We start from the raw sequence: 10,545 nt of genomic DNA on the forward strand, positions 1-10,545 counted from the left end.
CACCGAACGAAAGGGGCAAGAGCGCTTTGGTTACTTTCGCGCTTTTCGAAAGTGACTCGCCGTAAGGGCGAAACCAATAGCCGCCATCACCGAAACAACGGATATGCACCCGAACAAAGCCACCCCACCATCTTCCATCGGGCTCAAGGCGCCAAACGGCTCCGTTTCCAGACACCTTCATGCAAGCGATAGTCAATACGGTCATGCAACCGGTCCGCACGCCCCTGCCAAAACTCCAGGCGCTCAGGATGCAGGCAGTACCCGCCCCACTGCTCGGGTCGCGACACAGTCTGGCCGACGAAGCGTTTGATCGTGTCAGCCAACAGCGATTCAAGCGCTGCCCTACTCGCCAGCGGACGGCTTTGCGGCGAAGCCCAGGCACCGAGACGACTGGCCATGGACCGGGAATCAAAGTACTCATCCGACAACGCCGGATCCAGCCTCGAGACGCGACCTTCAATACGCACCTGCCGCTCCAGCCCCGGCCAGAAAAACGTCATGGCGGCATAAGGATTGGCGGCCAGTTGCTGACCCTTGTCACTCTGGTAATGACCGAAGAACGTAAAACCTTCCTCGCTCAAGCCCTTGAGCAACAGGACACGACAGTGCGGCCGCCCTTCGCTGTCTACCGTCGCCAGCATCATGCTATTGGCTTCGACAGGCGCGCTCTCGGTGTCACGGGCCAGTTGCAGCCATTGGCGAAACATCACCAAAGGGTCATCCAGCGCATGCTCGTCCTGCAAGCCATACAAGGTGTAGTTGCGGCGCATTTGGGCCAGGGAAAGCGGCATGACAGTGATCTCCGGAAGGTTTTGCTCAGTGTGCGAGGCACTGCGCCAACCGACCTTGACCGCCATCAACAGTGTCGATTACTTGAGCCGCAGACGCCGCGCCAGTTTGTGCAAATTGCTCGGATCGACTTCCAGAATCCGCGCCGCGCTGGCCCAGTTTTCCCCGGACAGGCTCAGGGCCTGGAGAATTTTCTTGCGTTGATAATCGTCGACGGCTTCACCCAGCGGCTGGAATGGCAGATCAGCTGGAGCGGCGTCGGAAGGCTCAGAAACAACCTGCGGTGCGTTCGGAGCACTGTCGAGATCAAGAATCTCGGGCTCCAGCGTCATGATCAACGCACGACTGCTGCCGCGACTGAGCTGCTTCAAGGCGGCACGACTGATCACATGCTCGAGTTCGCGCACGTTGCCCGGCCAGGTATACGCCAGCAGCGCGCGTTCCGCCGCCGGCGACAGACGCAAGCCACGCAGGCCGAGCCGCGCCCGATTAAGTTCAAGGAAATGCCCGGCCAGCATCAACACGTCATTGCCGCGTTCGCGCAACGACGGGATCGGCACCGGGTACACCGAGAGCCGGTGATACAGATCGGCCCGAAACAGGCCATCGCGAATGCTGTCCGGCAAGTGCCGGTTGGTGGCGGCGATGATGCGCACATCGACATGCAGCGGCTTGTCCGCGCCCAGGCGCTGGATCTCGCCGTTCTGCAAGGTGCGCAGCAATTTCGCTTGCACACTCAATGGCAACTCACCGACTTCATCGAGAAACAGCGTGCCACCGTTGGCCGCATCGAAGCGCCCGGCACGGTCACCCGTGGCGCCGGAGAAGGCGCCTTTGACGTGTCCGAACAATTCACTCTCCGCCAACGACTCGGGCAAGGCCGCGCAGTTGACCTGAATCAGCGGCTTGTGGCTGCGCCGCGACAGACGATGCAAGCGCCGGGCGAACAGCTCTTTGCCAACGCCGGTCTCGCCCAGCAGCAACACCGGCAGATCGGAGTCGGCCAACACGTCCAGCTCATTGAGTAGCTGATGCAACACCTCACTCTGCCCGAGGATCTCGCCCTCCTCGACCGGCATTCGCAAATCCTGAGGATCACTGCGGGACAGGCGCAAGCTGCGGTTTTCCTGTTCCAGGCGAGTGACCCGCACGGCTGCTTCGATCTGCAAGGTGCAGCGCTTGAGTTCCTCCCGTGCTCGGCTGTCGAAGGTTCCGGCGTGCAGCGCATCGAGGGTGATCGCGCCCCAGATCCGGCCTTCGACATACAGGCTCACGCCCATGCAGTCGTGCACCGGCAGTGGTTCGCCGATGTGGTTGTCGAGCAATCCGTCGTAAGGATCCGGCAGGCGACTGTCGGGCTCGAACCAGACAGGTTCGCGCGACGCCATGATCGCCGCCAGCCGAGGATGCTGGGCGATGACGAAGCGGCGTCCCAACGCTTCATGCACCAGCCCCACCGTCGCCACGGGCCTGAGGCTGTCGTCATCCAGACGCAACAAACCCACCGCGCCACTGTTGAAGTATTGGCGCAGGGTCTGGACCAGTCGTTGCAACCGCACGGCATTGGGCAACTCGACAATCAGGTCGGCCGCCAGGCTTTCACGCAGCATGGTTTTAATTACCCTCTATGGTGGGATTCACCCTAATGCGTCAGGGTGCACATCACCACAACTAAAAATAAATTCATATTTATCAATCAGTTAAATATGGCACGCCGGATGCAACAAGCCAGGAGAACCGTTGAAACCCAAGCAAGGAACCCCTGATGAGCCAGACCCTACTGGAACAAAGCCTCGGCCAACTGGCCTGCGACATTCCCGGCGCCACCCGAATCTTTCACAACTTCAAACTGGACTTCTGTTGCGGCGGGCATAAAAGCCTGCGGGAAGCGGCCCTTGGCAAAGACCTCGATCCGCTGCTGATTGCCGATGCCCTGGAAACCCTGCAAGACACCGGCGAAACCCAGCACGACTGGCGTACCGAAACGTCCGAGGCGTTGATTGCCCACCTCCTGACGCGCTACCACGCCCGCCACCGCGAGCAACTGCCGGAACTGATCCGCCTGGCCCGACGTGTCGAGCAAGTGCACGGTGCGCGCAGCACCTGCCCCAACGGCCTGGCCGATCTGCTGAGCGACATGCAGCAAGAACTCGAAGGCCACATGCTCAAGGAAGAACAAGTGCTCTTCCCGATGCTGCAACAGGGCATCGGCCCGCAGGCCGCACCGCCGATCCAGGTGTTGCGTTTCGAACATGATCAACATGGCGAAGCGCTGGAACAGATGCTCGCCCTGACCCACCACATCACCCCGCCGGCGGATGCCTGCAACACCTGGCGTGCACTCTATCGCGGGTTGCTGGAATTCAAGGACGACCTGATGCAACACATTCACCTGGAAAACAACGTGCTGTTCATCAACGCCCTGAACCCACACCACTGATCACACTTTTCGCGAGCAGGCTCGCTCCCACAGGGATCAGTATTCCTCTGTGGGAGCGGGCTTGCTCGCGAATGGCGTCACCTCAGAACTACCGGTTTTACAGCGCCATCAGCCGTGCCAATAGAACATCGCCTTGGCCAGGATCACGATCAACACCATGTGCCCGAGGATGCTGCGGCGAATCCAGGTCGCGCGGGTCGTGGACAGCCGCGCGCTTTTCAACCAATACGCCAGCAGCAGGTAATGGCCGATGATGCTCAGGGCCAGGATGATTTTCAGGCTCAGCAAGGTGCCAAAACTGCTGGCCAGCGGCTGGCTCAAAACACCGCGGTGTTGCCAGGCGAGCGCGATGCCGGCGCCATACAACAGCAACACCACACCGTGCAGCACCTTGCGCGAGCGCACGGCAATCGCCTGATCCGCCGTCGCTCGCGCCGCTTCTGCCAACGGCTGGCGTGCGCGGTGCCAGATCACCACTTCGAAAAACAGCGTGCCGATGAAGGCGATGGCTGCCAGCAAATGCGTAATCAACAAAAAGGGATACATCATCGCCCGCCTCCATTCTTTGGCCTGCTCATCCCGGATGACCGTCGACCCGGGCCCGCAGCAGCATCGGCCCATAACGCCAGGCGTACAGCGCAAACGCCAGCGTCCAGCACAGACCGGCCAGCCACAACGCCGGCAAAGGGAAAAACACAATCAACACGACCCGACTCAGACACGCCAGGTTGAGCAAGATGAACGCCAAGGTCATGCCCGACGGTGGCTCCAGCGCACGGCCGGTATGCCCGAGCGTTACCCGCGCGATCATCGCCAGCACCAGACCGCCCATGGCGCCGATTGTCAGGCAATGCACTGCCAGGCTCGGGTTCAGCGGTACGCCGAAATGCCACAGCGCCATGCCGAGACAAGCCACCGCCAGCCAGCCGTAAGCCAGGTGCAGCGACCACAACAACGGCACGCGCCACAGGCCGCGATCTTGCCAGCGCACCAGGCGCACCAGATGCCCAGCCCCCAGCACCGCGAACAACAAACCTACCCAGACATTGGCGTTGAGCGCAGGGCCGACCGCATACAGCAACGCCACCAGTGGCGAACCAATCAGCAGCAGCCAATCCAGCCACGGCCAAGGGGCAACAGCGTCAACCCGACCGAGGCCACGCTGGGTGAAGAACGGAATCACGCGGCCGCCGATCAACCCCATCATGGCCGCCACCAGCCAGATGCCGGTCAGCACGCCCTGACGCTGCCAGCCCTCATGACCTGCGACCAGCCCCGACACGGACAACCCGTCGGCCCCGGCCAGCAACAGCAGGACCACCACAATTGGGTAGTTACGCTTTTGCCGCACCTTCCACAACGTGAAGCCCATCAACGCCGCCACCGCCAGCGGGAACGCCATTTCCAGCACCACCAACAGCGGCCACGGAGCATTGACCAGCCACGCCACGCGCGCCGCCAACCACAGCAGCGCCAGCGCGGCCAACGGTTTGCCGCTGAGGCCGGGGCGACCGGTCCAGGTCTGTACGGCCGTCAGCAGGAAGCCCGCAATAATCGCCAGCCCGAACCCGAACAGCAATTCATGCCGATGCCAGCCCAGCCAACCACCGGCCGGCTGCCACGCGGACAACGAACCGCTGAAGGCTGCCAGCCAAAGCGGGATGACCAGCACGGCCAACAGGCCGCCCGCGAGGAAGAACGGCCGAAAGGCCAGACGTAACAGCGGCGCGATGGCCATCGCTTTACGGCGGTCAAGCACTTGCATAAAGCCACTCCTCTACCTTGTTGCTGACCTGGCGCCAACCTGCGCGCGAGGTAATTCCGGGTGCAATCATCGGGTATTGCCGAGCAATTGCCTTTGTCGCAGATCAAGTGTGCAAGGGCCGTGCCCCCGCTCCAGATCAATGGCTGGCGGCACTTGCTAGCTGTAACGGTAGCTGACGCAGGGTAAAAATGACCATTTGAAGGTTGTTTTTACCCTGAATGCATGGGTCTTTTTTACCCTATCCGCCTACAACCCCAATAAACAAAGGCCTTCAGGCATGGCCCGCGTTTTGCTCAAGCCTCGGGAACTCAAAGCAAACTCGATCCCGGGAGTCCTCATGAAAAAAGTCGTCCAGCCACTGGCCTGGTTTGTGGTGTTGACCTCCGTCCTGGCGGTAGCCAGCGGCATCTCCCTGGGCCTTGTCTGATTCTTGCTCGCAAGCCACTCCTCAACCTTCAGGATGAATTCCCATGGTGCTTCATCGCGTCCATCACCAGATTCTGCGCAGTCATCACTTGTTCGAGCCGTTGAATGAAGAACAGCTGGATGAATTGATGAGTACCAGCCAACTGCTGAGCATCGACAAAGGCGAGCCGTTGTTCCGTCAGGGCGAACCGGCCGATTCGTTCTATTTCGTGATTGCCGGGGCGGTGAAAATCTACCGCCTGACACCCGACGGGCAGGAGAAAGTATTCGAGGTGCTCAGCGATCGGCAAACCTTCGCCGAAGCGATGATGCTGATGGACACCCCCAACTATGTGGCCTCGGCCGAAGCGGTCTGCCCTACCCAGCTCTACCGGTTATCCAACAGCACTTACATGCGCTTGCTGCAGAACAACAGCCGGCTGACCTTCGCGCTGCTGGGCAAGCTCTGCGTTCGCCTGCACCAGCGGGTCAACGAAATCGAAACCCTGTCACTGAAAAACGCTACCCACCGGGTCGTGCGCTATCTGCTGACGCAACTGGTGCGCCAGCAAACCATCGACAGTCAATTCGAACTGCCGATGGCCAAGCAACTGATTGCCGGGCACCTGTCGATCCAGCCGGAGACGTTTTCGCGCATCATCCGCCGCCTGATCGATGAAAAAATCATTACTCAGGACGGCCGTCAGATCGCCATTCTTGATCGTCCACGCCTGGAACAGTTCGAGTGAGCGCCATGCCCGTCTGCCTGTATTGCCAGCACGCCAACCCCTCAAAAGAAACAGAATGCCGCCACTGCGGCATGCCCCTGCCGGCACTGGCCGAACGCGCCGGGGAGCGTCGGCAGCATCGGTTCATGTGGTTCTGCATCGGCCTGACGATCTTTTGCGTGGCGATGTTTTTCTGGCTGCCGCGTTGATGCTGCGCGACGCACTGTAGGAGCGAGCCTGCTCGCGATGGACCTGAGGACGACGCGTTGAATCAGGACGTACGCGTTATCGTTAACCTCCATCATCGGAACGCCGCCCGAGACAAGCTCGCTCCGACAGGAAGGGTCATGGCTGGGTCAACTGGCGATACAACTGCGGTAAGCGCAGGGGCAGTTGTTCGGGCTGGCGGATCAAGGTGTAGCCATTGGCGCCGAACATGTACGGCAAGTAGTCCCCGGCCTCGCGATCAATCGTGATACAGAACGGCGTCAATCCCTGGCGCCGCGCCTCCCGCACCGCCTCGCGGGTGTCTTCGACACCGTAGCGGCCCTCATACAAATCCAGATCATTCGGTTTGCCGTCGGTCAGCAGCAGCAACAATTTGCTGCGTCGTTTGCTGGTGCCCAGCAGTTTGGTGGCCTGGCGAATGGCGGCGCCCATGCGTGTGTAATAACCCGGCTTGAGTCCCTGGATGCGACCTCGGGTGTTGTCGTCATAACGCTGGGTGAACGACTTGAGTTCTTGCATGCGCACTTGCTGGCGACGCAACGAGGAAAACCCGTACAGGGCAAAATCATCACCCAGCACCGACAGGGTTTCGCCGAACAGCAGCAGGCTGTCGCGGATGACATCAATGACACGATGTTCATCGTTGAGATGGGCGTCGGTGGACATCGACACATCGGCCAGCAACAGGCACGCGAGGTCGCGGCGGGTCTGGCGTTGTTCCATGAACAAACCCCGCTCGGCGCACTCGCCATGCTCGCGTTCAACGTGAAAATCCAGCCAGGCCTGCATGTCCAGTTCAGAACCCTGGGGTTGCTGGCGTAACCACTGGCGGTCGTTGCGCAGGTGCTCAAACTGGCGGCGCAAACGTCGCGCCGAGGCCTTGAGCCGTGGCGGCAGCGGCTGCGCTTCACAGTCGCGCGGCACCATCATTTGCAGATTGACGAAGCTGTCCTGCATCCGTTGCTTGCGATAGTCCCACTCCGGCAACTTGATACCCTCGCCCAAGGGAATATCGTCGACATCGGCCGGCGGCAGATCCAGGTGCAGCTTGAGGCCACCGCCCTTGCGCAGGCGGGTGCGCGACAGCGTCAGTTCGTCCAGGTCATCGGCAACCCGGGCGGCGTCCGGGTCTTCGCTGTCGTCCGACCAGCGATCCAGATCCACGTGTTCGGTCCAACTGAACAGGTTCTCCAGGCGCACCACCAACAGCCCGCCATCACGGGTGCTTTCATCGATCCGCGTGGCGCGTTTGCGTCCGCTTTTCTGTTCGCCGGGTGGCGTGGTCAACGACTCTTCGGATTCATCGCCCAGATCGGCTGCCTGCGCGCTGGCGAAATTTTGCGGCGGGTACAACCACAATGGCAGCGGCCAGGCAGCGCGTTCGCTACGAGGAAAATGCTCGACACTGCCCGGTTCACGCAACGCCTGGCATAACGCCCGCTCCAGCGCGGCTTCGCTGCGGTTCAACGAGGCCGGATCCGGGCGTAATTGCAGATGGGCATCGACCAGGCGTTGATAGCGGACGCGCAACGCGGGGAAGCGCTGCAACAGCTGTTGCGTCCAGCGCTGATTGTCCCGCCCCCAGTGACGCATCGGCCCGGCCTGCGCCGCCAGCAGCGCGAGCCAACGATAGAGTTCCTCGTTCAGAGCGACGTCAGGAAACACCGCCAGGCTCGACGGCAGCCGAAGATTCGCCGCGTCGCACCATGCCAACGGCACTTGTTTGCAGGTGCCGGCGATCTGCTGCAACACGTTGCGCCGCAGCAGCAGATCGCGGTCGCTGGCAGCTTCGACGCCGACACCGTTGGCACCGCCCATGGCGCGAAACAACAGCGCCAGTGGGCGTTGCTGGCTGATCAGCTCAACGCGTGCCTCAGGGAAATCCGCACTGGCGCGCCGGGTGATGAAACGGTGCCAGACACTGCCGACCCACTCTTCCAGTTCAACGGTAAAGGCCATGGTAGTTGCCCTTTTTCCAAAGCAAAAAAACGGCCCGCTGTCTCAGCCGGGCCGACCTTTTCTAGCCGTTATGCAGGCTCATGACGGAACCACGGCAGCCGGGGCGCGCAAAGCGGCGCGGCCACGTTGCTTGAAGCTGAACAAGTAGCAGAGCAACCCGGCGAAGAAACCCACACCGGAACCCAGGCGGGCCCAGAACAGCACTTGCAAATGTTCGACCGTGGACATGAAGGGCAATGCGATTCCGTCGGCCTGCCAGCGTTGCAGGTAGACCTGCACGACACCGGCAGCGGTGAGGAACAATGTGATCATCACCATCGACAGGGTCATCAACCAGAAGCCCCAGATCTCCAGCGTCTGCGAGCGCTCGTCGCCGGCTTCACCCAAGCCGCGCAAGCGTGGCATGGCGTAGCTGATCAAGGTCATCACGATCATCGCGTAAGCGCCGTAGAAGGCCAGGTGACCGTGAGCCGCCGTCAGTTGCGAACCGTGGGTGTAGAAGTTGACCGGGGCCAACGTGTGCAGAAAACCCCAGACGCCCGCACCGAAGAACGCCGTAACGGTGGTGCCCTTGGCCCACAGTGTGGCCGCGCGATTCGGGTGTTGTCGACGACGGTTCTTCACCATGCTGAACGCGAAGATCACCATGGCCAGGAACGGCAGCGGTTCCATGGCGGAAAAGATCGAGCCGACCCACAACCAGACCTCGGGCGCACCGATCCAGAAGAAGTGGTGACCGGTGCCGATGATCCCGGTAATCAGCGCCATGGCGATGATCACGTACAGCCATTTCTCCACGACTTCCCGGTCTACCCCGGTGATCTTGATCAGCACGAAGGCGAGCATCGAACCCATGATCAATTCCCACACGCCTTCCACCCAAAGATGCACCACCCACCACCAGTAAAACTTGTCACGGGCGAGGTTGCCGGGGTTGTAGAAGGAGAACAGGAAGAACACCGCGAGCCCGATCAACCCGGTCATCATCACCATGCTGACGGTGGTCTTGCGACCTTTGAGCAGGGTCATGCCGATGTTGTAGAGGAAGCCCAGGCACACCACCACGATACCCATCTTGGTGATGGTCGGCTGTTCGAGGAACTCCCGGCCCATGGTCGGCAGCAACTCGTTGTGGGTCAGCCTGGCCAGGCCCGCATAAGGCACCAGCAGGTAGCCCAGGATCGTCAGCACACCGGCGGCGGCGAACACCCAGAACAGGAGGATTGCCAGTTTCGGGCTGTGCAGCTCTCGGTCGGCTTCTTCCGGGATCAGGTAGTAAGCCGCGCCCATGAAGCCGAACAGCAGCCAGACAATCAACAGGTTGGTGTGCACCATCCGCGCCACGTTGAACGGAATGATCGGGAACAGAAAGTCGCCGATCACGTATTGCAGGCCCATGATCAAACCGAACAGCACCTGACCGAGGAACAGGATCAGGGCAAACACGAAGTACGGTTTGGCCACGGCTTGCGAGGCGAATTTCAGATGTGGATTGGCAATGCTCATTGCTCAGCCCTCCTTGTTTGGCGGCCAGCCATTGGTGTTGATGTTCGAGCTCCATTTGAGGAACTCGGCGATGTCATCCACCTCCTGGTCACTCAATTTGAACTGAGGCATCGCGCGCCGGCCCGGTACGCCCAGCGGCTGCATTTTCATCCAGGCATGCAGGAAAGGTTTGAAGCCCTGTTCCCCGCCGCGCCGCTGAAAGACGTTGCCCAGCTCAGGCGCAAAGTAGGCGCCCTCGCCCAGCAGCGTGTGGCAGCCGATGCAGTTGTTTTGCTCCCAGACTGTCTTGCCGCGAATCACTGATTCGGTTAACTGCGCTTCGTTACTGCGCACCGGGAAGGTCTGTTCCGTGTGGTAGGTCAAGGCCAGGAATACCAGGAAGAAGAAGATGCTTCCCCCGAAGTAGATGTTCCTGGCCATGCCTTTGGTGAAGGTCTCTGACATGGTCGCTTCCTCTTTGCTTGGCCCGTCCATGATAGGAAGCGAAGGGTTGAAATCTGCTTGATGGCGATCAAGAAACTCCGATGGTTTTGCTCGGGTATTACTGTGGGAGCGAGACCGGCTTGCCGGCGATGGCTTTGTGTCAGGCGGTCGGTTTTTTTGAGGGGGGGGGCATATCCGTTTTTGTGGTAACGGCTGCTAATGGTTTCGCTTTTACAGCGAGTCACTTTCGAAAAGCGCGAAAGTAACCAAAGCGCTTTTGCCCCTTTCGTTCGGTGCCTCGC

General features: G+C 60.6%; 10 protein-coding genes. 3 read left to right on the plus strand and 7 right to left on the minus strand.

Annotated elements, in window-relative coordinates; translation table 11 throughout:
- Positions 1-143: 143 nt before the first annotated feature.
- Together pdxH and norR are read right to left on the minus strand one after the other, a co-directional pair.
- Positions 144-791, minus strand: a complete 648-nt coding sequence (gene pdxH / locus PMI32_RS14195) for a pyridoxamine 5'-phosphate oxidase (RefSeq protein WP_008029642.1) — start codon at positions 789-791, stop codon at positions 144-146.
- Positions 792-869: 78 nt separating this feature from the next.
- Positions 870-2,399 (minus strand): nitric oxide reductase transcriptional regulator NorR, encoded by a 1,530-nt coding sequence (norR, locus tag PMI32_RS14190; RefSeq protein WP_008029644.1) that lies wholly within the window; start codon positions 2,397-2,399, stop codon positions 870-872.
- A gap of 155 nt (positions 2,400-2,554) precedes the next feature.
- Here norR and ytfE point away from each other — a divergent pair, with 155 nt between their 5' ends.
- Positions 2,555-3,229, plus strand: coding sequence for an iron-sulfur cluster repair protein YtfE (ytfE, locus tag PMI32_RS14185; protein WP_008029646.1), 675 nt, complete (start codon positions 2,555-2,557; stop codon positions 3,227-3,229).
- 108 nt (positions 3,230-3,337) lie between these two features.
- Here the strand turns inward: ytfE and PMI32_RS14180 are convergent, their stop codons facing one another.
- Together PMI32_RS14180 and PMI32_RS14175 are read right to left on the minus strand one after the other, a co-directional pair.
- A complete protein-coding gene (locus tag PMI32_RS14180) occupies positions 3,338-3,775 on the minus strand; it encodes a CopD family copper resistance protein (RefSeq protein WP_008029649.1) in 438 nt (145 codons plus the stop codon).
- Between the two features lie 28 nt (positions 3,776-3,803).
- Positions 3,804-4,994: an NnrS family protein gene (locus tag PMI32_RS14175; protein ID WP_008029650.1), complete on the minus strand. Its 1,191-nt coding sequence runs from the start codon at positions 4,992-4,994 to the stop codon at positions 3,804-3,806.
- A 470-nt stretch (positions 4,995-5,464) separates the two neighbouring features.
- On the opposite strand from PMI32_RS14175, the gene PMI32_RS14170 reads away from it, so the two are divergent.
- Positions 5,465-6,148 (plus strand): Crp/Fnr family transcriptional regulator, encoded by a 684-nt coding sequence (locus PMI32_RS14170; protein WP_008029654.1) that lies wholly within the window; start codon positions 5,465-5,467, stop codon positions 6,146-6,148.
- Between the two features lie 5 nt (positions 6,149-6,153).
- Positions 6,154-6,336: a hypothetical protein gene (locus tag PMI32_RS14165; RefSeq protein ID WP_008029656.1), complete on the plus strand. Its 183-nt coding sequence runs from the start codon at positions 6,154-6,156 to the stop codon at positions 6,334-6,336.
- A gap of 136 nt (positions 6,337-6,472) precedes the next feature.
- Here PMI32_RS14165 and PMI32_RS14160 read toward each other — a convergent pair whose 3' ends face one another.
- From PMI32_RS14160 to PMI32_RS14150, 3 genes are all read right to left on the minus strand, one after another.
- Positions 6,473-8,314, minus strand: a complete 1,842-nt coding sequence (locus PMI32_RS14160; RefSeq protein ID WP_008029658.1) for a nitric oxide reductase activation protein NorD — start codon at positions 8,312-8,314, stop codon at positions 6,473-6,475.
- Between the two features lie 78 nt (positions 8,315-8,392).
- Positions 8,393-9,820 (minus strand): cbb3-type cytochrome c oxidase subunit I, encoded by a 1,428-nt coding sequence (locus tag PMI32_RS14155; protein ID WP_008029660.1) that lies wholly within the window; start codon positions 9,818-9,820, stop codon positions 8,393-8,395.
- Positions 9,821-9,823: 3 nt separating this feature from the next.
- Positions 9,824-10,264 carry a c-type cytochrome gene (locus tag PMI32_RS14150; protein ID WP_008029662.1) on the minus strand — a complete coding sequence of 147 codons (441 nt, stop codon included), beginning with the start codon at positions 10,262-10,264 and terminating at the stop codon, positions 9,824-9,826.
- Between the last annotated feature and the right edge of the window lie 281 nt (positions 10,265-10,545).

The organism is Pseudomonas sp. GM60 (genome assembly GCF_000282415.1).
GTDB classification, from domain to species: Bacteria; Pseudomonadota; Gammaproteobacteria; order Pseudomonadales; family Pseudomonadaceae; genus Aquipseudomonas; species Aquipseudomonas migulae.

What these genes read in the sequence shown, in the direction of transcription:
- pdxH (WP_008029642.1), bottom strand. Translation starts at nt 791, where the DNA reads ATGCCGCTTTCCCTGGCCCAAATGCGCCGCAACTACACCTTGTATGGC.
- norR (WP_008029644.1), bottom strand. Translation starts at nt 2,399, where the DNA reads ATGCTGCGTGAAAGCCTGGCGGCCGACCTGATTGTCGAGTTGCCCAAT.
- ytfE (WP_008029646.1), top strand. Translation starts at nt 2,555, where the DNA reads ATGAGCCAGACCCTACTGGAACAAAGCCTCGGCCAACTGGCCTGCGAC.
- PMI32_RS14180 (WP_008029649.1), bottom strand. Translation starts at nt 3,775, where the DNA reads ATGTATCCCTTTTTGTTGATTACGCATTTGCTGGCAGCCATCGCCTTC.
- PMI32_RS14175 (WP_008029650.1), bottom strand. Translation starts at nt 4,994, where the DNA reads ATGCAAGTGCTTGACCGCCGTAAAGCGATGGCCATCGCGCCGCTGTTA.
- PMI32_RS14170 (WP_008029654.1), top strand. Translation starts at nt 5,465, where the DNA reads ATGGTGCTTCATCGCGTCCATCACCAGATTCTGCGCAGTCATCACTTG.
- PMI32_RS14165 (WP_008029656.1), top strand. Translation starts at nt 6,154, where the DNA reads ATGCCCGTCTGCCTGTATTGCCAGCACGCCAACCCCTCAAAAGAAACA.
- PMI32_RS14160 (WP_008029658.1), bottom strand. Translation starts at nt 8,314, where the DNA reads ATGGCCTTTACCGTTGAACTGGAAGAGTGGGTCGGCAGTGTCTGGCAC.
- PMI32_RS14155 (WP_008029660.1), bottom strand. Translation starts at nt 9,820, where the DNA reads ATGAGCATTGCCAATCCACATCTGAAATTCGCCTCGCAAGCCGTGGCC.
- PMI32_RS14150 (WP_008029662.1), bottom strand. Translation starts at nt 10,264, where the DNA reads ATGTCAGAGACCTTCACCAAAGGCATGGCCAGGAACATCTACTTCGGG.